Origin of the sequence: Microcoleus sp. w2-18bC1, assembly GCF_036700365.1 — a bacterium.
In the GTDB taxonomy this organism is placed as follows: Bacteria; Cyanobacteriota; Cyanobacteriia; order Cyanobacteriales; family Microcoleaceae; genus Microcoleus.
Window position 1 is genome coordinate 1 of record NZ_JAUBOS010000004.1, and the last position, 23,178, is coordinate 23,178.

Here is a 23,178-nt window from a genome sequence, read left to right on the forward strand (position 1 = left end):
GAGCCGGATGAGGCGAAAGTCTCATGTCCGGTTCTGAAAGAGAGGTAGGGGTAGAAATGCCCCTATCGACTCTAACAATATTAAAAACGCAACGAATGGGAGTGACCGATCGTGGATTTGAGTTTAGTATCGTCAAATATCTTAAATCCCCCAATATTAGCTTTTTTCATGGGAATGCTGGCCATTTTTCTCAAATCTGATTTAGAAATTCCAGCGCCCATCCCTAAACTGTTTTCGCTGTACCTGCTGTTTGCGATCGGATTTAAAGGTGGCGTCGAACTGTCCAAAAGCGGAATTGACCAGCAAATCGCCCTGACAATTTTGGCAGCGATGCTGATGTCAATGCTAGTACCAGTTTATACTTTTTTCATACTGAGAATCAAACTTGACTCCTACAATGCTGCCGCGATCGCAGCCACCTACGGTTCCATCAGCGCCGTCACATTTATCACCGCAACCTCCTTCCTCACAGCACAGGGGATCGACTTTGACGGTTACATGGTAGCCGCGCTAGCATTAATGGAATCCCCAGCAATTATAGTCGGTCTGATTCTAGTTAGTGTATTTGGTGGGGAAGAAGGAAAACGCGAAATAGTTTGGTCCGAAGTGTTGCAAGAAGCATTCCTAAACAGTTCAGTTTTTCTGCTGATTGGCAGCCTAATTATGGGCGTACTGACCGGAGAACATGGTTGGGAAGTTATGAGTCCGTTTACTCAAGACTTGTTTTACGGAGTTCTGACTTTTTTCTTGCTAGACATGGGGCTGGTTGCTGCTAGCAGAATTAAAGATTTGCAAGAAGCAGGAATTTTTCTGATTGGCTTTGCAATCCTAATTCCCATAGTCAACGCAGTAATTGCTTTGGTAATAGCCAAATTAATCGGAATGCCGCAGGGAGATACTTTGCTGTTTGCCGTATTGTGCGCGAGTGCTTCTTATATAGCAGTACCAGCAGCCATGCGCCTAACTGTTCCCGAAGCGAATCCAAGTCTTTACATTTCAACGGCCTTAGCAGTGACATTTCCATTTAATATCATTGTAGGCATTCCCCTGTATCTATACGGAATCAATATGTTTTGGAGGTGAGATGATGGAGTCAGTCAAAAGAGTAGAAATCATAGCCCACTCAGTAGAACTCGGCAAGATTTTAGACGGTTTAGATAAAGCTGGCGTACCCGGCTATTCGGTGATTCGTGATGTCGCTGGAAAAAGCACTAGGGATCACGTTTCCCGTGATTCATCAATGACGGCGCTGGATAACATTTATGTGCTTGCTTTTTGTTCACCAGCTCAAGTTTCAGCAGTTGCAGAAAACATTAGACCCGTACTCAATAAATTTGGTGGGTCGTGTTTTATTTCAGATGCGGTGGAATTGCTAATTACTAGGTGCGTCGGGTAGTCATTAGTTATTAGTGATTGGTGATTATACCAATTCGGAAAATTTGAGCTGCACCTATAACAATCCTCGCATCATTTGTAAATTTCTTACTCCCTCCCCGCCAGTTCGGGGAGAGTTGGGGTGGGGTAAAAAAATTACGACTCCTGCAAGGATTGCTATAGATTGTATGCCCTATGTCTAGGGACACGGCATTGCTGTGTCCTTGCGCGTATCTGCGACTTTAATCCTAGGCTTTGGTTCCGACAATCGCCACTGGTGAGAATGCCAATCCTTTTCGCCTTTTGAATAAGTTTTTTATTATTACTTTAGACTGATTTTGAAAAAGCGATTTTGAAAATAATTTCTGTCTATTATAGCACTTTTACAATTTGACTTAAATCAGCCATTAGCCATTAGTCAGCGGTTATTTCAGGATGAATTGCCCTTCCCAGCCGGGGGAGAATTCAGAATTCTTAAGAGATAGAAAAGAATCAGTTGCAAAAATCAGTGAGCGTGGTAAATTCTAAGCCACAACAGGCGATCCTCTGCGAGGACTTCGCTAACGCCCGATCGACTAACGATATTTTCAATAGGAGTTTAAACATGGCTGCATTAAAAGTCGGCATCAACGGATTTGGTCGCATCGGACGGCTAGTCATGCGTGCTGGCATCAAAAACCCCAACATCGAATTTGTCGGCATTAACGACTTAGTTTCGCCAGAAAACCTGGCTTATCTTTTCAAATACGACTCCACCCACGGCATTTACGACGGCGAAGTTGAAAGCAAACCAGACGGGATTGTCGTTGACGGAAAATTTATCCCCTGTACAGCGATTAGAAATCCTGCCGAATTGCCCTGGGGTAAATCCGGCGCAGATTATGTTGTAGAATCTACCGGATTGTTTACAGATTTTGAAGGCGCATCAAAACACTTGACGGCGGGAGCAAAACGAGTAATACTTTCAGCACCGACAAAAGACCCGGAAAAAGTTCCAACTTTTCTAGTAGGCGTCAACCACCACAAATTTGACCCGGCAAAAGATACGGTTGTTTCTAATGCTAGCTGTACGACGAATTGTTTAGCACCAATCGCCAAAGTGATCAACGATAACTTCGGATTGGAAGAAGGTTTAATGACTACAGTTCACGCAATGACAGCTACTCAACCAACTGTAGACGGCCCTAGCCAAAAAGATTGGCGGGGAGGACGCGGTGCAGCTCAAAATATTATTCCATCTTCGACCGGTGCAGCGAAAGCTGTTACTTTGGTGTTGCCAGAATTGAAAGGAAAATTGACTGGAATGGCTTTGCGCGTGCCAACTCCCGACGTGTCTGTAGTTGACCTTACTTTCAAAACGGCGAAGGAAACTAGCTATAAAGAAATTTGCGAGGCAATGAAAAAAGCTTCAGAGGGCGAACTCAAAAACATTCTTGGATATACTGAGGATGCAGTTGTTTCGACAGATTTTAAGGGCGACGCGCGATCGAGCATTTTCGATGCAGGTGCGGGAATTGAACTGAATTCTAAGTTTTTCAAAGTTGTTTCCTGGTACGACAACGAGTGGGGTTATTCTAGCCGCGTGATTGACTTAATGCTGTCTATGGCCGAGAAAGACGGAATTTTGAATAATTAATTTTTTTGGGGTGGCATTTTGGGCGGGCTCGCGTATCCACCCCACAAACAAATTCCTATGATTTTTTGTGGAACGGGCTGTCCGGCCCGTTCCTGATCATGTTATCTAATGTGAGTTAAACTTTTTTTATTTCCGATTCGATCGCGCTTATGTCTGAATTACCACCGCTGAATAACGAAACTATTTGGGCTATTCTCAACGAAGAAATCGACGATGCTGCTGTCAACCGATTAGTTTGGCAATATCTGGGCTACCGCTGGGATGCCGAGACTGACAAGTGGAACAGTGCAGGTGTTGCAGCCGAGTGGCGGCAAGAGTACCCGGAACCGCCGGATTTTATCGATTCTAGGCCGGCGACGGTAAAATTGACTCGATCGACTCCTCCAGAAAACAAGCAGTTGCTGAAGGAAAAATTGGGCTTTAAAGGCTATAAAATTGGGGAATTCGGGCCCAGACAGACTCGCAGGGCGACGATGGCTAATTGGTTGATGGGTTTTATGGAAGCTGGGGCGTAAGAGGAATTTTGGATGGCTGTGCGGTTGTGGCCACCGTTAAAGTACAGAGATATTAAATTTATTGGCAGGAAAACCCCTAAATCCCTATAAAGGATTGAAAGCTTGATTAAACTCTTCCTTTCTTTCTCAGTGTCCTCTGCGTCCTCTGCGGTTAATTAACCAAAATTAAGCCTGTTGAAAGTCCCAACACACTAAAGCCCGCCAATTCCAACCTCCTCACCCCCCAACCCTGACATCGGACTGTTCCGTAAAGTATCCTAGAGTCGGCACAAAACAACTGTGAGGTAAGCTTTATGAAAACAACCACCATATCTCGCTTAACCAGCATTTCCCTCGCTACTCTAATGCTAGCAGGCGTCTCAGTAAATGCGATCGCCACACCAGCCACCACCGAACCCGCAACCCAACTCGCCCAAGCAACGGCCAAAAAACGCCTCGTCGTCATGGACTTCGACTACGGCCCCACCAACAGCTATTACACTTCCTACAGGGGAGTCGGCGCCGCCAAAGGCATCAGCGAACTGTTAATCAACGAACTCGTCAACAACGGCACTTATACAGTAGTCGATCGCAGCAAACTCGAACAAGTGCTCAAACAGCAAAATCGCAGCGGCGCGATGGATGCTGGCACAGCAGCCGAAATTGGCAAACAATTAGGAGTTGACGCCGTGCTCATCGGCACCATTACCAAGTTTAATATCGACAAACAATCCGGCGGCGGCAGTTTCATGGGAATCGGCGCGGGTTCACAAAAAACCAAAGCTACCGTTCAAATAGATGTGCGGTTAATCGGTACAGCTTCGGGAGATATTCTTGCCACAGCCAAAGCAGTAGGAGAAGCAGATCAAAGCGATTCTAATATTTCTGTCAGAGGTATCAGCAGCAATTCTGGCAGCAGCAATGAAGACTCACTTTTGAGCGCGGCAGTTGACAAAGCCGTATCCCAAATGGTGACTAAACTGGCAGAAGTATCTAATAAATTAGGTTAGCAATTTTGAAACCTTGTTAGATTTGAGATTGGTAATTTAATAATTTCCCATCTCAAATCTAAAATTATGCCAGCTACTTGACCACCGATGGTATCAGTTATATCATGTCCGATCGATTAACCATAATATCCCGGTCGGGGCGGGTTTTTGAGATTGTTAATTATTGCCAGGTACTGTTGGGTCACGGGCCCCTGCAAAAAACGCGATCGCTCGGCCGGACATGATATTAATCTTAGTTTTGTTGAGAAATCTGCATTTTTGTTTCTACTAAACTCTATCAATTTAGATAAATATACTCAAGCATTAACAGTTTAATTTGCATTGGGATTTGAGTCAGAATCAACACATTTCCCCTTTTGAATTTGGTTTAAAGATAGGTTAGAGACTACTTTAGAAATGGCATCTTGTTCTTGAATCCATCCGATTTCCCCCGGTTGCAGCTTGGCGCTTTCTACTTCAACTGTTGCCTTAACTGGCGGGGAAGGCGAGGGATTTGCCACAGCGCGAGATGGATTCAGTGTCGGTTTTGAAACTGTAGAAAAATCTTTATTTGACTCGGGTTTGGGAGAGTTCGATCGCACTATTTCAGGAATCGAACAAACTTTCAATTCCAGCCAATTGCCTTGAGGCGTAAGCTGTTTGTTTGTCACCTGCAAAACGCTGCCGGCTGGGACTGTTCCTTTGACAGTCAACTCACCGATTGCGCCTTGCAAATCCAAGCCATCGCCCTCTTTTCCTAATTCCCCAGTCGCAGAACTTTTAATCTCTATAAACGAGCCTGTTTCTAAAGATTTGACCGGAGAAGCTACAGATTCAACTGTTTTCTCCGGCGTCTTTCCAGCTTTAATTAAACCGCGTTTCCCGAAAATCGACTCCCCGGCAGTATCAATCGCGCGACCCACCGGAGGGATGAAAAAATAAGCAAATACACCCCCCAAGCCTAATAAAAATAAAATTTTCAGCAGCAGCGAAAATGGGCTTTTGCTTTTTTCCGGCTGTAACAACTGCGTTTTTCCTTCAGAATTCGCACCGCCAAGGCTTGTGGGCCCATTCAAATCCGTTGGCATATCCTCGCTATCGGAAATTAGTTCGATCGGCGTATCTAAAGGTGCGACAGACAGTTCTGTAAAAGTATTGCCGTCTTCCCTCAAATGTGCTTGACAGTGAATTAAAGCAACAGTGACGTTATCGTGACCGTTTCTAGTATTAGCAATCTCAATCAGTCGATCGCGCGCCTTACCCAAACTAATGCTACCGTCGAGAATTGGCAAAATCTCCGCTTCCCAACATTCCTCAACCCGGTCTTTATCACTCAAACCGTCGGAACACAGCAGCAAAACGCAGTCTTCATCCACCGGAAAACGCTGTATAGTCGGGTGCAGAGTGTTGGACGAAGTAATCCCCAAAGCTTGAATCAGAGCTCCGGCGGCCACTTGTTCCAAAGCATCCCGGTAGAGAGAGTAGCCCAAACGCACCTCGCGGCAAGCCACATTATCATCGAGAGTAACTTGATAGCAGCCGGTACGAGTAATCCAGTAAGCCCGACTGTCTCCGACGTGGGCGACATAGAGCTCGTGAATATGGGCTAAACCCATAACTAGCGTAGTTCCCATCCGCTGGCGGCCTTGGCGGTGTTCGCTGTCGTTGCGACTGGCTATCTTGTCGTTAGCAGCACAAGCCGCCCGTTCCAGCTTGGAAGTCAGGCTCAATGGGTCCCAATTAGCCTGATGCAGGGGCATTTGCTGCAACTTGTCGCACAGCACACCAATTGCTTCTTCCGAAGCGACTTCGCCGCCGTCTTGTCCACCGATACCGTCGCAGACGATCGCGCAAGCTTCTGCGCCCGGGTTTCCTGCGAACAGCGTACCGCTGGGCGGATAGCAAGCATCTTCATTGTGAGCGCGGGATCTGCCTACATCCGTGCCCGTGGCAATTTCAACGTGACGATCGTAAAATCGGCCGCACTTTGCCAAAGCTTTATCCAACTGGCCCATCAGTTGTTCGCCGTGGCGCACTTGACCGGCAACCATTTGCTGGCAAAGTTGCCTTAAAAAATTGGCAATAGTTGGGTGAGCATCTTCGAGCCACTGCTGCCACAATTTGCCCAACTGCGACAAATGAGGCGGTTTGCGATCGGGCTGCAATTCCAGAAACCGCACCAATTGCCCTTCCACCCGTAGCAGTTCGGGAGTCAGCAGCGTCGAAGCCACGCCCTGAGCGATACAAGGCTGCCACAACTGGGCCATTTGCCACAGCCAATTGAGCTGGCGCATCGCTGCGGCTCCTTTCCAGGAGTCCGCCAATTCCGGCATTAAAGATTCCGTCACCTTCAAAATAGGCACGTTTTCCAGTAGCCAGATATCTCCCGATAGCTTGCTCATCCTGGACGATACCAGGCCGTATACTTGAGGTACGTGCAACTGATAGGCAAACAGTCTCAGATAAGGAGTGACAACACTCGGAATCTCTTCGGGCAGTTCCGGCAAGTGTTCGGGTTGAGTATCGACAAGAAGTCGATCGCGCTTGACCAAGTAGCGACCAGCGATCAGATCGCCTGGCTTACACCCTTTGATCCCTTCACCTAAAGCCCATAAGTAGTGTTTTGCCACAGAGTTTTGCATAAGGGTTCCTGACGCCTTTGGGCAAGCGTGCTGATCTGAACTATTTTAGCGATTGAACCTCGACGGGTTGATACGTGGCGATTATTTGACACCCCCGCTTTCTCAACAGACGCAGATTCTTAAGACTTCGCAGTCCTAATATCCTGATTTTTCAGGTTCCCGGGCTCACCACGTTTCCACTGTTGTGTGCGTAGTGATATCTGACTTTCCCCCAGTCTAGGGGTAGGTTTTAATGTCTTGTACTGACACGAACAGTTTACCATTTTGTTGACTGCCGGATGAATTTTACTATGAGCTTTCAGGGTTAGACGATCGCGCGACACCCCAGTCATCGGTTGGAAATCACGCTGTTTTCAGCATATTCCTGATAGCGGCAATTTCCGAAGAAATCGCAGCACTCAAGGGAATTGAGATTTTATACTAACTCTAATGGTATGATGCTGCTAGGTAGAAATCACCTGAGCCGACAGGTATAAATAAATATCACTTCTCGGTTTTCTCGCCAAGGGTGTTCATTGCCTCTTGACCGAGTTTCGCAAGTTAAGTTAAATTTAACCTGGTCCAAAGACGGATAAAAGCCCCCAGATTCATCTCTGGAGTCCATCTAAAGTATAAAATCTACAATCTCACATCTCACATCTCACATCTACTGCCGGATGCCAGCCCCCGACAGGAGTCGGGGAGAGAAAAAAAAATTAGATATTAGTTCAAGCCCCCAGATTCATCTGTGGAGTCAATCTAAAATCTAAAATCGACTGACCGGCCTCTGCAAGCTGTTGAGAATTGTAAAAGTTCATTAAACTTTTAAGCATTAATAAACAATAGTAGTATCATCTACTCATAGAAATCAAGAATGTTGCGAGCGTTAAGAATGGAAAATCCAAATGCAGCTAACAGAGCGACACATCATTAAATCTACGGAACACCGTTTTGCTGAAATTGATGAATTAGCTTTTAAATCCAAAAATCTCTACAAGGCCGCCAATTACATCATTCGTCAGAGTTTTGTTTATGGATGGGGCCACATCAATTACAACGAGATGAACCGTTTGATGAAATCTCATCAAGCATACAAGGCAATGCCCGCCAAGGTTAGTCAACAAATCTTGATGGTATTGGACAAGAATTGGAAATCCTTTTTTGAAGCAGTCAAAGCTTACAAAATTGATTCCTCTAAATTCACTGGTCGTCCGAAGCTACCGAAATATAAGGATAAGACCAAGGGTCGTAATATTCTTGTCTATACGATTCAGGCGATTAGCAGCAAGCAATTGAAGAAAGGAATTATCAAGCTTTCGGGTACGGAAATATTGATAAAGACCCAAGTAAATCCCGCTCAGATTTGCCAACTTAGGCTGGTTCCCAAATGTGATTCCTATGTGATTGAGGTGGTTTATGATGAACCGGCGTCCACCGCCCGCGACGACACATTCGTAGCTAGTATTGATTTAGGTCTGAATAACTTAGCGGCGTTAACTTCAAATCAGCCGGGTTTTATACCTCTGTTGATTAACGGGCGTCCGTTGAAATCAATCAACCAGTTCTACAACAAACGTAAAGCACGGTTACAATCTCAGTTAAAAGCAAGTCGCAAGAGTTCACCCCGCATTCAACGCTTAACTCGCTGTCGCCACCAAAAAGTCGATAATTACTTGCATCATACCAGTCGCCTAATTGTTGACCTTTTGGTCGCTAATCAAATTGGGACGCTAGTTGTCGGCAAAAATGCACAATGGAAAACCGAGATTGATTTAGGAAAGCAAACCAACCAAAACTTCGTCGGCATTCCTCATGCTCGACTGATTGAAATGATAGAATATAAAGCTCGATTGGTTGGGATGAAGGTAATCGTGCAAGAAGAATCTTACACATCTAGGTCGAATTTCCTGAATCTAGACCCGATTCCTGTGTACGGGAATACTGGCGCTGATGGTGTCACATTTAGCGGTAAGCGAATCAAGAGAGGTTTGTACAAGACATCGGTCGGTCAATTAATTAACTCCGATGTCAACGCCTCATACAACATCCTAAGAAAAGCAATCCCAAATGCGTTTAGCGATGGGATAGAGAGCTGTGTAGTTCAGCCAAGGCGAGTCAATCCGCTCAAAGTACGAGCGAAAGGGGAGGGACTCAATGCCTCCTATGTCATGTCATAAATGACTATACTTTTACTAGCTATTTAACCATGCCCCCACATGATCCCAGCGCCTTTCCCAAGAATTTGTCCGATCCGAAGCTGCCGCCTGCTGTTGAAATAGACGAAATACTCACTAGCATTCAACATTCTCACAGTTTCTATTACAAAGTGATGAATCTTGAGGTTTGGGCGCTGGTGGAAACCTTGGATGGGCTGTTTCCCGGCGCTTGGGGTCAGTTTATGACCAACCGTCAACTTGCAGTTAAACAGTTTTTGGAACGCGATCGCGTTCCAAATTCTCCAGTTGATGCTGGGGAGGCGGGGGAGAAGTCCGATCGAAGTCGGAAGAAGGAAGAAGCCGGGAGTCAGGAGTCAGGAGTCAGAAACAAGCAGGAAGAAGAATAAAAGCACATTTTCCCAATTCTCCCCATCTCCACCTTTCCTCTGTATCCAAGTCTAAATCTCCCTCCATCCCCAAAGCCAGAGACGAAACATAACCCTCTTTTTCCCCCGTACTCCCCTGATTAAGAGGAGTAGGAGGGATCGAAACTCAGCTACAAGCGACATTTATTATGGGTTTCAATCTTAACTTGACATAAATGCCGATCGCCCGATCGCCCTTACAGGTGAACTTTGGCATCAACTTGAGGCAATCCCATGCTGTAGTTGACAGCGCGGCTGTTGAGGTTGTAGCTGATTTGGCCTTTTTGTAAGAACGATCGTACCAAGTGTTCCAACTCCGAACCGATACGGCGGAGGTTGTACTCGGTCAAGTCTTCGCCCTCGTAAGCGTCTACGAGTTGGTCGAATTTGGCCTGTACCTGTTTGACTGACTCGTCATCCCAGTTAAGTTCGTTATCTGGGTCAATGTCGAGGGTCAAAAGGTCGTTGCTGGGTACGAGTTCGTTATCTTCGAGGATGGCGGTGTATATGCGAATATGGCGGGTTGTTGACTTAAGCTGCATGACTTCTTATGTGTAAAGATTTTTTGCTGAATTAATTGTAATGGGTCACAGACCGTTGCAGGAGAGTAGGTCGCCTGTTGTGCGATCTATCGGGATATCTCACTCCCCCTCCGACTTCAAGGCAAAGACTTGGAATCGGTAGTTTTGAAACCTACTTAATTCAAGACTAAAAAGGAAAGCTTTCGTAAAGTATAATAATGCAGAATTGGCATAGGACGACAAGGTGGAAGGCAAGAGATTTATTCACTCCCTGCAACTGCAAAACTTCCTTTCCTATGGAAGTGAAGGGGAAAAAATTGAACTGCAACCCCTGAATGTATTGATCGGTACTAACGCATCCGGCAAGTCTAACTTAATTGAAGCGATGGGAGTGTTGAAGGCAACACCTACCGACTTACTTACTCCGATTCGTCAAGGAGGTGGTATCAGCGATTTTCTGTGGAAAGGTGGAAAAGGTACTCCCACAGCAAAAATTGAGGCTATTTTAGATTACCCAGAACGAACGATGCCACTGCGCTATCAGATTAGTTTTACCGCAGTCGGTCAGAGACTTGAAGTAGTGGACGAAGCTATAGAAGATATGGCACCGCGCAATAGTTCTGAAAGCCAGCCATTTTTCTATTACCGTTATAGCGATCGGGGTCGCCCTGTTATCAATGTTATACAGGACAACGAGCAGCAACCAAGAACGCTGCGGAATCTGCGGCGAGAAGATATCATTCCCGATCAATCTATCTTATCTCAAAGAAAAGATCCAGAACTATATCCCGAACTATCATATCTGGGAAATAAATTTGCCGACATTGGTTTATATCGTAACTGGCAGACAGGGAGAGATTCAGTATCTAGAAAGGCTCAGCAAACTGACTGGCCAGAACATCCCCTCCTAGAAGATGGTGGCAACTTAGGACTGGTTTTAAATAACTTACAGTATCAATTAGGAAGTAGGCTGATTATTGAAAAATTACAACTGTTCTACGATGCAGCCGAAGAACTGAGTATCAAGATTTATGGCGGTACTGTCCAGATATTCATCCGCGAAACAGGATTAACTCAGCCAATTCCCGCAACTCGTTTATCAGACGGTACGCTGCGTTATTTATTCTTAATAGCTTTACTCCTCGATCCAACTCCCCCGCCACTTATATGTATTGAAGAACCGGAGATTGGCTTGCATCCCGACATTCTGCCTGTTGTTGCTGAAATGTTGATCGAAGCCTCACAGCGCACACAATTGATTGTGACAACTCATTCCGATGCTTTAGTGTCGGCTCTGAGTCCTGAGTCAGTGTTAATATGCGATCGGGATGATAGAGGAAGTCACCTGAACCGTCTCGATCCCGAACGACTGAAAAAATGGCTTGAGAATTACACTTTGGGAGACCTTTGGCGGATGGGAGAAATCGGGGGCAACCGATGGTAAAAGAAATTCGCATTTACATCGAAGGCGGCGGCGAGGGCAAGAATACAAAGGCATTGCTCCGACAAGGAGTTAGCAGTTTTTTCAAAGAAATTGTGCAGGTTGTCCAAAGCAAGAAAATCAAGTGGACTATCACTCTTTGCGGTTCCCGGAATAATGCTTTGAGGGATTTCAAAAATGCTTTTGCCGCTCACCCAGATGCGTTTGTCATCCTTCTGGTTGAATCAGAAGCACCTGTTGTAAAGCAGTCGCCTTGGGAGCATTTGAAGTGGAGGGATAATTGGGATTCGCCTGGGGTTAATGACACTCATTGCTATCTCATGGTTCAAGCGATGGAAGCTTGGTTCATGGCGGATATTGATACTTTAAAAAGATTTTACGGACAGGGATTTAAACAAAATGAGATTCCTAAAAATATCAATGTAGAGACCATTGAAAAGGATTTGTTAGAACGAAGTCTGAAAGCAGCTAGCCGCGACACAAAATCGAAAGGCGAATATCAAAAAATACAGCACGCTTCCAAGCTGTTAGAAATGTTGGATGTTGACAAGGTTCGCAAGGCTTCTTCAGAGTGCGATCGTATTTTTACAACTCTCATCAAACTCATGGAGGATTGAAGCGATGAAAGTAGCCAAGGGCGCGAAGCAAGACAGGGAGAAAGGGAGGGTGGGCGATCGTCAATTTCTCGGAATCCCGAAATTTTTTAGTTGTTCGGCAGTCCAATTTTTGTAATATTCAGTTTTCTCTAAAGAATCGGAAGCTGGCTTCAGCTTAGAATTTACTTGAACAGTGAAGCCCGGATAGGGCATCCTCCTAGTATGAAGCCCGTCAATATTAAAATCTTCTTCGGGATGGACGTGAAAAGCCAGCAAGCCCAATTCTGAAATCTGATTATTCAATTTGTCTATCAATTCTTTAGTTTCTGGCGCACTAATTGCAGTTTTTTCAGGATTAATTACTACCATGATTTCAAATTCCGAATTGTAAAATTCATAAATTGATTTCATTATGGCAGAATCGCGATCGAACTCAGTCAGCGCTGAAAACCGCTCGATTTTGAATAAAATTTGATTTGCCAAGCGTGCCTTTTTAGTGAAGGGACAAATCGGTAAATCGCTGAAAACTGGATGCGGCAACTCGACAAACTCAGTCATCCATCTCAGGGTAGATTCTATAATTTCCGCGTCAGATTCATTCATCGACAATCTATGTATTTGATCTTTAATACTAATCATAATCTATTTCTAGGGCGATGCACACCATTGGTGTCAATTTAAGACTGAAACCTATAATAAATGTCACTTGTATCAAAGTCTCGATCCCCCTAAATCCCCCTTAAGAAGGGGGACTTTGAGTGCTTCCGGTTCCCCCCTTTTTTAAGGGGGGCTAGGGGGGATCTCCGGGTCAATAAAACACGCCCTACTCCTGCCATTTCTAAGGACTCAATTCGTTCCTACAAACATTAATTTATTCGTGAATTGTGCCATCTGGCATAATTGCACCTGCGAGTTTTGCATTGTCCAGATTTACTCCAACCAGTTTAGCTTCCTTCAGGTTAGTTTTCTCTAAGTTTGCACAGCTCAAATTTGCTCCGCGCAAGTCTGCTGAAGTTAAGTCTGCTCCACTCAAGTTTGCTCCATATAGGTTAGCCCCAGACAGATTAAAGCCACTCAAGTTTTGCCCGCTTAGATTAACGCTCTGTAAGTTTACCCCAATCAAATTTACCCCTGTGAGGTTAGCACCATCCAAGTTAGCGGCACTCAAATTTGCCCCACTTAACTTAACACCACTCAAGTTAACGCCACTAAAGTTTGCATAACTTAGATTTGTGCCCGTCAAATTTATCCCACTCAAATTCATGCCACTAAGGTTAACTTGTTGAAGGTTTACTCCAATCAAACTTACCCCTGTTAAGTTAACACCACTAAGGTTGGCACCACTAAGGTTGACTTTAGTTACCTTCGATTGACTTAAATCGGCTCCTGTCAGGTTAGCACTACCTAGACTTGCCTGAGTTAAGTTAGCGCTACTGAAGTTTGCTGTAGTCAGGTTTGCGCTATCTAACTTTGCTTCGCTTAAGTTAGCGTGACTCAAATCTGCCTGAATTAGTCTTGCGTAATACAAGATTGTATTGGTTAAGTTAGCCCCACTTAAATTAACTTCAATCAAATCAGCGCTTTGCAAGTTTGTTGAGTTTAAATTAGCGCCTTGCAAGTTAGCTCCAATCAAATTTACCCCAGTCAATTTGGCATTTGCTAGATTGGAATTTCTCAGGTTTGCTTGACTTAGACTGACATTAGATGCGAGAGTTTTGCCACTTAGATCCACTCCCGTTAGGTTAATTCCTGTAAAGTCGCGTTCTCCGTCTTCATACCGTTTCCAAAATTCCTCCGCACTAATAGCGGGTTCCAGATTTTCTAGTGCAGAATCATCAATTTTTGCCTCTTCCTGAGATTCCACAGTATCCGCATTTACAGGAGTAGCAGCAGCCTGTTCTACCGCTTCGCTAGATGCTGGAATCGGTGTCTCCCCGATCGCCTCTTCCCGCAATAGCTTGTCCACCCGATCGCTAAACCGCCTCACAACCTCAGCATCATCAACCTTCTCACCAACATTCGAGCTTTTCTCAACCGCATTCTCAACATAATACTTGTCTACAAAACTTTGCAACCCAGCATTATATCCCTGTCCTACCGCCTGAAACCTCCATTCGCCATTCTTCTTATACAAGCGTCCAAATTCTAAAGCCGTTTCTTGGGAAAATATCTGATTTAAATTGTACCGAACCAATTCGCTAAGAGTTTCTCGGTTGTAAAGCCTGATAAAAGCATTTGTAACTTGACTAAAACTTTGATTTTTTTCCTGTCCCTCGTGAATAGTCACCACAAACACAATTTCCTGAATCGCCGAATTGATTTTACTCAAATCCACATAAACCGTCTCATCATCTCCGTCTATTTGCCCAGTCGCGCTGTCTCCCGAATGTCGCACCGCACCGTCGGGGGAGGTCAGGTTGTTGTAAAATACAAAATACTTTTCATCAGGAATCCGACCGTCCGCCGCTAACATAAAAACAGATGCGTCAATGTCGCAGTTTTGTGATGTCTGGCTGACTTGCCAACCCAGGGCGATCGCAATTTTACTGAAATTAGGAGTTTCTTTAGAAAGATTGAACCTTTCACCCTTAGTTAATTCGATACTCATATGCGATAATTCCCTTACCTCATAAATGGTATTAATTATCTCATCTATGTTAACCCGATCGCAAATTGGATTTTATCTCGAAGACATCGAAACCCCAATTGGCAGAACCGTCAATTTAACTCTTACCGGACTCATTCTCCTATCTTCGACCAGCTTCATCGCCGAAACTTACCCGATTTCGGAAACTGTTAGAATTAATTTGCAAACTCTCGATACAGCACTTTTAGTTGTTTTTTTGTTTGAGTATTTATTGCGACTATGGTGTGCCGAAAATCGAGTTAAATTTATTTTTAGTTTTTTTTCTATTATTGATTTGCTGGCAATATTACCATTTTTGCTGGGATTTGTCAACGTTAGTTTTATCCGAATTTTCCGCTGGTTTAGAATTCTCCGACTCATCCGCTTTCTAGAATTAAAAATTTCTATTTTCCGCATCAGCAGCGAAGATGGGGTGATTTTTGCTCGGATTTTGTTTACTTTGCTGGCCATAATTTTTGTTTATTCGGGTTTAATTTATCAAGTCGAACATCCGGCAAATCCCGAAAGTTTTGGAACTTTTTTAGATGCTGTTTATTTCTCGGTTGTCACGATGACCACGGTGGGATTTGGCGATGTTACTCCGATTTCGGAATCCGGTCGTTTTCTGACTATTTTGATGATTTTGACGGGAATTGCTCTGATTCCTTGGCAATTGGGGGACTTGATTAAGCACTTAGTTAAAAGTGCTAATCACGGAGAAGCTGTTTGTAAAGGTTGCGGTTGGTCGGTACACGATGCTAATGCTAAATTTTGTAAAATGTGCGGCAGTCAATTAGATAATAGTTGACTGTTGACTATTGACTGTTGACTGTTACAGCAGTTTTCAGTTGAGTGGAGTACAGATAACGGTTAAGGAAACCGCATTGCCGTCTCCTGTACTTCATAAATCAGGAATAAACTGTAACTTCTTCCCTCTTGCTTCTTGCTTATTCCTGAAATCCGTTAAATCCGTTACACAATCCGTTGCCGAACTTCCTTCTTCCTGAAATCCGTTAAATCCGTTAAATCCGTTACAGAATCCGTTGCCGAACTTCCTTCTTTAAGCTAACGGTAACAAAATTTCAAATTCAGTGCCTCTGCCTAACTCCGATCGCATTCTGAATGCACCGCCGTGTTTGCCCGTCACTATTTGATAGCTAACTGCTAAACTGGTTTCTTTGAGGGCGCGTTTTTCCGTAGAGAAGGATTCTATGATTTTTTTGTACTTGCTAGGTGACATTCCTGGCCCGTTATCTGATATGCAAATCGAAACCCAGCGAACATGAAGTTTGTCTAAATCCGACGCAGGTTCGGGACAGCAGACTTGAGTTGTGATTTCAATTTTAGGCTGGCGATCGGCGTCTCTGAGTCCTCCACCTTTGAACTCTTTTGCCAATTCTTGACCGACTGCTTCGTTAATTAATGTATGAATAGCATTCGTCAATATATTCATAAATACTTGGTTTAGCTGTCCTGCATAGCACGGCACTGGTGGCAGGTAGCCGTAGTTTTTCACTACTTGGATTTCCCTAGTCAAACGACTTTTGAGCAGCAAAAGTATGCTGTCTATGTTGGCGTGCAAGTCGGTGGGTTTGGGATAAATATCGTCGATGTGGCAGAAGTTTTGCAAACTGGTTGCCAACTTGCTCAAACGTTCTGCTCCTGATTTGATGCTGGCAACAGTTCGGAGGAAGTCGTTTTGCAAAAAGTCATAGTCGATCTCTTCTTTGAGCCGTGCTATTTCCGGCGGGGGATCGGTACAGTATGCGTCGTAAACTGAGAGCAATTCCATCAAGTTTTTGCTGTAGTCGCTGACGTAGGTTAAATTCCCCCAGATAAAGCCTACCGGATCTAAAATTTCGTGGGCTACTCCGTTGACTAAACGCCCTAAACTAGCCATTTTTTCGCTTTGAATCATTTGAGTTTGGGCTCTTTCGTAGCGGACTTGAGTTTCTATGCCACGAATTTGCCAGTACGCGATGTTGAGTGCGTTAGGGTCTAAGAGTCGGTAAGATTGGGAGTCTATTTGGACGACGATCGGTTCTGACTGCAATTCGGGCGATCGACGCAGAGCTTGTGGGGCTGCTGCCAAAATGGTTGTACTCTCTGCCACCAATAATATTTCGACGCGAGCGTAACTGTAGAGAACTTTTAGTGGCAGGTGCAAAAATAGCTCTGGGCCTTGGGGTTTGAGCAAATATTCCAGCAGTTGCCTGCGGGATATCATGCCAGCAAACTCTCCTGCTTCCATCAAGACGACCCCCGGCACGAGGGGATGCTGTTCAAACATTTCGGCAACTGCCACGGCCAAGCAGCTCGATTTAACCTGAAAGTCATACAGGGGCAAATCCCAGAGGGTAGACTCTAGCGAAAGGTCTTGATGGCTGCCTTCGGAGACTGAAGGGCCAAGGAGTTTGGAACTGAATTTATTTGCCACTGGAACTTTTAGTTGCCGAAACGCTGGGAAAGTGAAATGAGCACCTACTACTAAGCTACCCTATCATTTCACCGCAGGAGCGAACAACCGAGAATATTCTTAAGCTAATCATGTTGTGCCAACTATAGGCAGGAGAATTTCAAATTCAGTGTTCTTACCTGGTTGCGATCGCAATTTGAGTTGGCCGCCGTGCTTTTCTGTGACGATTTGATGGCAGATAGCCAGCCCCATACCGCTGCCTTTGCCTGCTGGTTTAGTGGTAAAAAAGGTGTCAAATATCTGCTGCTGATTTTCTGGGGGAATGCCTGGCCCGTTATCGGCAATGCAAATTGCGGCTCGCTTGCCGTGTTCGGTTTCTATCACTTTAGTGGTAATTTCGATTTGGGGCTGCCAGTTGTCCCCGCACTGGGTGTGTATTTCTCGATCGGCTGCGTACTCGGTCAGGGCGTCTAGAGCATTAACTAACAAGTTCAAAAACACCTGACTCAACTGACCGGAGTAGCCTCTAACTAGGGGCAGTTCGCCGTAATTTTTAACCACCTCTATGCTGTTTTTAAAGCGATTTTTCAAAATTAACAGCGTCATCTCCACGCATTCGTGAATATCTGTCTCGGCTGGTTTTGTCTCGTCCATGTGAGAGAAGTGGTGCAGCCCGTTAACTATTTTTAGCAATTGTGAGGCTCCCAACTCCATCCCTTCTAAGGTGATCGGCAAATCTTCTTGTAAAAAATCAAATTCAATTTCTTTTTTAAGGGCATCAATTCGGGGACAGGGTGCCGAATATTCTTCTTCATAAACCGACATGAGCTGAAGCAAGTGTTCAAAATAAGACAGCAGAAAAGTTAAATTTCCCCAAATACAATTCAGCGGATTTCTGATTTCGTGGGCTACTTCTGCTACAATCCTCCCCAAACTCGCCATTTTTTCGGTTTGGATGAGTTTGGCTTGGGTTTGTTTGTGGAGTAACTTATTTGTTAATTCGTGAATTCTTGATTGAGCGACCATTAATTGGTGTACGTCTAACAGCTTGTAGGCTTGGGGGGCTATTTCCACTACTACGGGTTCGTAAATTAATTCTGCTGATCTGTAAAGACATTCCTGGGCGGCTTCTACTATTAATTTACTGGCGGGAAGTATGAGCTCCTCTGGCTTGGCAAACTTGTACAGCACCTCTATTGGTCGCTTGAAAAACATTTCTACTCCGTAGCGGCAGTTAACTTTTTCAAAAAATAGACGCCTGGATATCATGCCGACAAAATTACCACTATCTGTCAAAATGACGCCGGGAAGCATTGAATTTTCTTCAAAAGCCTTGGCTACTTCTTTTGCCTGTTGAGTTAATTCAATTTGGCAGTTGGAGAGTGGCAGGTCTAGGAGAGTTGATTCTAAGGAGATGTTCCAAGTACAAAATTCAGGTATATGCAACACTGATAACTCCGAGCTAGTCTCACGCACAGCAAACATAGATGAAACCCCTGTTAAAAATTGTATTCATGAACAACTTAAGTTGCTATTAATTCGTAACTGGTAATTGGTAGCGGGTAGTTGCTAATTTGTGAAATTACAACAGCACCCGATGGGAAAACCCGATCGCAGTAGCATTGTCTCCTAAAGATTTTGTTTCTAAGTCAATATTAAACGATCGAAGCTTTTGTGGAACTTACTGATCTCTGCTGTAAACTTTTTACCATGATATACCTGCGATCGGGTGTTTTCCGAAAATTTTTAATATTTATAACTAATTATTGTGATAAATTATACCATTTTTCCCGTGATAGAAGGGAATTGGAGAACCGCGAGCGGGTTATCAGTGAATATACTGGCATCCTGTGAGGGTTCGAGGGCCCGGATTAGCCATTGTCCAAGGGGCTTGCAGGCTCCAATTGTCAAGACTAGGGCCCTAGCCAAAGGAAGTTCGGCAACGAATTCGCTTTCTTCGGATGTAACCGAATGTAACGGATGGAAGGCTTTAGTTATCGTCGCGAGAGAAGGAAGAAGCAATGTTCCCCAAGGGTTTGTGGAATTAAGAACATCCTAAGCGTCGGCCGCGGTTGCTATACCACTCAAAAGAAATGCAACTTTAGGCAACTTCCGAACCTCGATAGTCATCAGTTTTTTGCAATCTGCAATCTCCAATCAGCAATCTCCAATTCTTTTAGGGTTCCACCTCCGGCCAGAGGCGTTCTAGCTGATACCGCCAAGCGGCGAGAGTTTTTTCGCTAGACTCTCGCCCTAGTTCCATTTCACCCATCAATCCCTCTGCGTAGAAACGGTCTAAAGTTTGAAGGGTGGTTTCGACAGACTGTCCCTGCGTCTTCGCAGCTTTGATGATTTGACGGATGCGGCTTTCTATCAAACCGCCGAAAAAGTCAGACAAACCTCTCTCTTGCAAAGCCAGCACTCGGGCGACGGCGGCTGAGAAATCGGCGGCCGCGAGTGTGGCACAACTGTGCTGAAATACTCCCCACAAAACGTTTTGATGTAAGGCGTAGCGAGTTTCGAGGGTGGTGTCAAAGTTAGCTTCTAGGAGTTTATCAAGAAATGGTTGAGCTTCTTGGGCATCGGCGATCGGCAACAAAATCCGCAGCCAACTCCCGTCTTCTGAAAGGAGGACTAACAGGCGAAAATTGGGGGTTTCTACTTGCCAAGAAGTGGCAGCAGGCATCTCAACAGTGTCACCAAATAAGTCTTTAAGGGTATTGCTAATTTCTTCGGGAGTCATAAGGATTTTAGATTTTAGATTTTAGATTTTAGATTAGTCACCAGTCATTAGTCAGCAGTTCGATCTCAAATCTCAAATTGGTTTATGGTAGCCAGCGGGGGTGATAGCCGGCAAAGGGAAGTTCTTCTGGCTGTAGTTTTGCGGGAGAACCGTCTGCCGGTATTTCCACTAAGGGTAGCAGCCAGAGGCGGCTGGTGGCGATCGACTGTCCACTATCGTTGCGGGGACTGTCTGCTACGGAGGGAGTTGCTGCTGTGACTGATTGGTCGAAAATTAATGCCAGCCCGTCGGGAGATAAACTGATTTGGGTATCTAATTGGTTGGGCAAAATCAGCAGCGGTTTGATGGTTCCTACCAAACGAGTACCCTCTTTTTTGAGGTCGATGGTGGCGATGAAAGGCTGTTCTTTGTAGCTTTCTGTTTTGAGGCGTTGGGCTAACAAACAGTATAGACGCTGAACTTGGTTGTCTTCGTTTTTGCGGGGATCGAAATAAACAGCCATAATGCTGCCGGGAATACGCAATATTTCTTGTTCTACACCTTGGTTATCTAAGATGAAAAGCGATCGAGTAAAGTCGCTGTTGTATTTAACATAGGCGGCGGCGGAGTTGTCGCGGGCCATGCCCAATACTTGTTCGTATTTTGGCAAAAATTCTACTGGATCTGCTTCGGGTTTGAGGGGGACGATCGCTAATCCTTGTTTTTGAGATATTACCATCGATTTGCTGTCGGGGCGAATCATAAAATCTCCGCCTTGTTCATTTTCCAAGGGTCTGGGTGGCACTTTTTCTTCCACAATCCAAGGACTGAAATCGCCGGGATTGCGACGGTTGACGCGCTGGACAACTATGATTTTTCCGTCGGCTGAGAGGTCGAATTTGAGGTTTTGGTAATCTTTGGAGTCTAAGATTTTGTCGATTCTACCGGCTGGGTATTTTTGTTGATTTCCTAAGTCGGATTGGGGGTTGAGGCCGGTGGTGACTGTGAAGAGTTCTTGATTTAGGGTGCCGCGAGTACGGGCGATTGATCGATCTGTGGCGGAGAATAAAATGCGATCGCTGTCGGGATAAGGTTTAAAATCGGTGACAACTAAATCTTTGGGAGTCAGCGGTATCGGTTTTGAGTCGCTGCTGGTGAGATTGACTAGCATTAATCTGCTTTCTGTTTCGCCTTGGACACCGATGTAAGCAAAAGCTCGATCGCGGCTGCGAAAGGAACTGCTAAACGGTTGCATTAGCGTTCCTTTTTTTTGGTTTTTTTCTCCGAAATACTTGTCGGTTGCTCCAGCGAGTTTTAATGTGTAGGTAACGCCGTAGGGTGCTGGATCTTTGAGGGTGTAAGCCATGCGCCTTCCCGCCCAACTAAATTTACCGGGGAGGGGGGGTTCTAGCTTTAAGTTTTCTTCGACCGTGGACTGGTTCATCGGCCGAAAGAATGTGAGGATAAAGCCGGTATCTTCGGCGCCGATTTGTTTATTTTCCCAGGTAAATTCTCGCACTCTGGGTGCTGTGCGATCGCCGCTCAGCAGCAGCAGCCCTATTAAGAAGCTCAGCACTAGCATGAGGACGATCGCCGTGCGGTCGATCGGCTGTTGGAATGGCAGAATAGCGAAGGGTGAAGGATTAATTTTTTTCTTAAAAATACTCACAAATCTTTCTCTCCTACTTTCTGCTGAAAAGTAACTGCCAAATTTTCCCTCTTAAATTTTACTGTCTTGGGCGTACTCCCGGCCCTCTGAAACGGTTTTTTTTACCAGGCTAAAGGGCTGCAACGAAATATAACGAAATATGTTGGTAAAAAACTCGGTTTTTGAAAGTGTGTGTGCCTCCAGGACTGAACTAAACTCACGAGCTTAAATCCGTGGAGTCTGCGGCAATTCCAACAGTATCAACCGAGTGGAGATGTGAAATTTGAGATTTTACCTTTTAGGCTGCCTCAGTGCTAAAAATTGCTCGATAGAGAGAGGCTTTGAGGACAGTAGAACACCCTACAATTATACCACTTGCGTCCAACACTGTTTGAGATTTTAGATTTTTAATTTAATCTCACATCTCAAATCGCTAATTATTTAATAGGTTTAGGGGTAACGCTTGCGATCTACCCATCCTACTAATAATCATGACGACTACTTAGATCCCTTTGACGAAGCCTTGCCGATGGGTGTGTGGGAACTATTATTAACTGCTGACAGTGTATACGGCGATTCCGGTTCGGGATATAGCTTAGAGTATTTGCTATCGTAATGCCTGATCTCAAAATAGTTTAAGTTTGACGGGTGGGGCTTATATATCGAGAAACATTCCAAAAGACAAAAAGTGGCTGCACTCTCTAAAGGCCCGACCTTCACTACTTGATTTTTGAAGATGCGACCTGATTTTATCCACTCTTTCATCTGCTTTCTTGACAAACAGTAAAATCCTGAATGAGGATTGGTACACTCAGCAAATTTTACAGTTTCTATCTCTACACTAGATAGTTTATTCCACGATAGTTCATCATCTATTGTCAAATCAATGTATCTCTTGGTTCCTTGATACATTTCAAAACGGTGTGGGTAAAGAATAGCATTCTCATACCCGCTTTGTCGGTTAAAATTTTCTAATTTTTCTAGAATGAAAGCATCGTATAAAACAATGTCATCTTCTATAAATAAAAACCAGTCAAATTTTTCTACTTTTTCGACAAATTCTTCCTGAAGTCTAAACTCTACAAACATGGGGTCGCATTCAGGACCTTCTTGGATCTGAATGCACTTAATTTGATATTCAGGTAAGTAAGCTGTAACGTGCCTGTTCGGTAGAGTTTGGATAGTAATTGTCAGGTCGCAATGAGCAAAAGTCGTTAACAGTCCATCTATTGTGTGCCTGAGTCTCTCTATTTTTGCTGTGGCTTTTTCGGGATTGTTAGATTCTTCAACTGATGTAATGTGTGGGACAGCCACAAAGACTTTGGGGCGTTTTTTTTCGGGCTGTTCGTTTTCTTTGAACAAATTTATAACCCGATTTTTTTGATAAAAAAACATCAGTTTACTATACCTTGTTGCCACTCGCGATATTTCTTGTAAAAGAGCCATTTGTAAGAACATAAAGTGCATTACTTTGCTTCTTGTATTTTGTTCGGCTGACATAGAAACAATCTCC

General features: G+C 44.6%; 19 protein-coding genes. 10 read left to right on the plus strand and 9 right to left on the minus strand.

The window, feature by feature from the left end; genetic code table 11:
- The first annotated feature begins 111 nt into the window (after positions 1 to 111).
- The 5 genes from QT979_RS03985 to QT979_RS04005 all read left to right on the plus strand — a co-directional run bounded on the left by QT979_RS03985 (position 112) and on the right by QT979_RS04005 (position 4,514).
- Entirely contained in the window at positions 112 to 1,083 is a 972-nt protein-coding gene (locus tag QT979_RS03985) for a sodium-dependent bicarbonate transport family permease (protein WP_333213500.1), read from the plus strand.
- Position 1,084: 1 nt separating this feature from the next.
- Positions 1,085 to 1,396, plus strand: coding sequence for a P-II family nitrogen regulator (locus QT979_RS03990; RefSeq protein WP_223300725.1), 312 nt, complete (start codon positions 1,085 to 1,087; stop codon positions 1,394 to 1,396).
- 582 nt (positions 1,397 to 1,978) lie between these two features.
- Positions 1,979 to 3,010 (plus strand): type I glyceraldehyde-3-phosphate dehydrogenase, encoded by a 1,032-nt coding sequence (gene gap, locus QT979_RS03995; RefSeq protein WP_333213499.1) that lies wholly within the window; start codon positions 1,979 to 1,981, stop codon positions 3,008 to 3,010.
- A 149-nt stretch (positions 3,011 to 3,159) separates the two neighbouring features.
- The gene (locus QT979_RS04000) at positions 3,160 to 3,525 is read left to right on the plus strand and encodes a DUF1823 family protein (RefSeq protein WP_333213498.1); all 366 of its coding nucleotides are present in this window, start codon (positions 3,160 to 3,162) and stop codon (positions 3,523 to 3,525) included.
- 293 nt (positions 3,526 to 3,818) lie between these two features.
- Positions 3,819 to 4,514, plus strand: coding sequence for an LPS assembly lipoprotein LptE (locus QT979_RS04005; RefSeq protein WP_333213497.1), 696 nt, complete (start codon positions 3,819 to 3,821; stop codon positions 4,512 to 4,514).
- A gap of 311 nt (positions 4,515 to 4,825) precedes the next feature.
- Here QT979_RS04005 and QT979_RS04010 read toward each other — a convergent pair whose 3' ends face one another.
- Positions 4,826 to 7,135 carry a protein phosphatase 2C domain-containing protein gene (locus QT979_RS04010; protein ID WP_333308295.1) on the minus strand — a complete coding sequence of 770 codons (2,310 nt, stop codon included), beginning with the start codon at positions 7,133 to 7,135 and terminating at the stop codon, positions 4,826 to 4,828.
- Between the two features lie 884 nt (positions 7,136 to 8,019).
- On the opposite strand from QT979_RS04010, the gene QT979_RS04015 reads away from it, so the two are divergent.
- Complete coding sequence (locus QT979_RS04015) at positions 8,020 to 9,291, plus strand: transposase (RefSeq protein ID WP_333308297.1); 1,272 nt, start codon at positions 8,020 to 8,022, stop codon at positions 9,289 to 9,291.
- Between the two features lie 29 nt (positions 9,292 to 9,320).
- Complete coding sequence (locus QT979_RS04020) at positions 9,321 to 9,677, plus strand: hypothetical protein (protein WP_333213494.1); 357 nt, start codon at positions 9,321 to 9,323, stop codon at positions 9,675 to 9,677.
- Between the two features lie 215 nt (positions 9,678 to 9,892).
- Here the strand turns inward: QT979_RS04020 and QT979_RS04025 are convergent, their stop codons facing one another.
- Positions 9,893 to 10,237 (minus strand): NAD(P)H-quinone oxidoreductase subunit M, encoded by a 345-nt coding sequence (locus QT979_RS04025; RefSeq protein WP_333213493.1) that lies wholly within the window; start codon positions 10,235 to 10,237, stop codon positions 9,893 to 9,895.
- A gap of 223 nt (positions 10,238 to 10,460) precedes the next feature.
- Here QT979_RS04025 and QT979_RS04030 point away from each other — a divergent pair, with 223 nt between their 5' ends.
- Positions 10,461 to 11,660 (plus strand): AAA family ATPase, encoded by a 1,200-nt coding sequence (locus QT979_RS04030; RefSeq protein ID WP_333213492.1) that lies wholly within the window; start codon positions 10,461 to 10,463, stop codon positions 11,658 to 11,660.
- Positions 11,654 to 12,274, plus strand: a complete 621-nt coding sequence (locus QT979_RS04035; RefSeq protein ID WP_333213491.1) for a DUF4276 family protein — start codon at positions 11,654 to 11,656, stop codon at positions 12,272 to 12,274. The genes QT979_RS04030 and QT979_RS04035 overlap by 7 nt, the downstream gene beginning before the upstream one ends.
- 60 nt (positions 12,275 to 12,334) lie before the next feature.
- On the opposite strand, the gene QT979_RS04040 is transcribed toward QT979_RS04035, so the two are convergent.
- Both QT979_RS04040 and QT979_RS04045 read right to left on the minus strand, forming a co-directional pair.
- Complete coding sequence (locus QT979_RS04040; protein ID WP_333308300.1) at positions 12,335 to 12,856, minus strand: hypothetical protein; 522 nt, start codon at positions 12,854 to 12,856, stop codon at positions 12,335 to 12,337.
- A 268-nt stretch (positions 12,857 to 13,124) separates the two neighbouring features.
- Entirely contained in the window at positions 13,125 to 14,861 is a 1,737-nt protein-coding gene (locus tag QT979_RS04045) for a pentapeptide repeat-containing protein (protein ID WP_333308302.1), read from the minus strand.
- A 46-nt stretch (positions 14,862 to 14,907) separates the two neighbouring features.
- On the opposite strand from QT979_RS04045, the gene QT979_RS04050 reads away from it, so the two are divergent.
- A complete protein-coding gene (locus QT979_RS04050; protein ID WP_333308304.1) occupies positions 14,908 to 15,687 on the plus strand; it encodes an ion transporter in 780 nt (259 codons plus the stop codon).
- 252 nt (positions 15,688 to 15,939) lie between these two features.
- Here the strand turns inward: QT979_RS04050 and QT979_RS04055 are convergent, their stop codons facing one another.
- The 5 genes from QT979_RS04055 to QT979_RS04075 all read right to left on the minus strand — a co-directional run bounded on the left by QT979_RS04055 (position 15,940) and on the right by QT979_RS04075 (position 23,165).
- On the minus strand, positions 15,940 to 17,316 hold the full coding sequence (locus tag QT979_RS04055) for an ATP-binding protein (RefSeq protein WP_333308306.1): 1,377 nt from the start codon (positions 17,314 to 17,316) through the stop codon (positions 15,940 to 15,942).
- 108 nt (positions 17,317 to 17,424) lie between these two features.
- Complete coding sequence (locus QT979_RS04060) at positions 17,425 to 18,780, minus strand: ATP-binding protein (protein ID WP_333213486.1); 1,356 nt, start codon at positions 18,778 to 18,780, stop codon at positions 17,425 to 17,427.
- Between the two features lie 691 nt (positions 18,781 to 19,471).
- Positions 19,472 to 20,038 carry a hypothetical protein gene (locus QT979_RS04065; protein WP_333308308.1) on the minus strand — a complete coding sequence of 189 codons (567 nt, stop codon included), beginning with the start codon at positions 20,036 to 20,038 and terminating at the stop codon, positions 19,472 to 19,474.
- Between the two features lie 82 nt (positions 20,039 to 20,120).
- Positions 20,121 to 21,686 (minus strand): hypothetical protein, encoded by a 1,566-nt coding sequence (locus tag QT979_RS04070; protein WP_333308310.1) that lies wholly within the window; start codon positions 21,684 to 21,686, stop codon positions 20,121 to 20,123.
- Positions 21,687 to 22,163: 477 nt separating this feature from the next.
- Positions 22,164 to 23,165 carry a hypothetical protein gene (locus QT979_RS04075; protein ID WP_333308312.1) on the minus strand — a complete coding sequence of 334 codons (1,002 nt, stop codon included), beginning with the start codon at positions 23,163 to 23,165 and terminating at the stop codon, positions 22,164 to 22,166.
- Between the last annotated feature and the right edge of the window lie 13 nt (positions 23,166 to 23,178).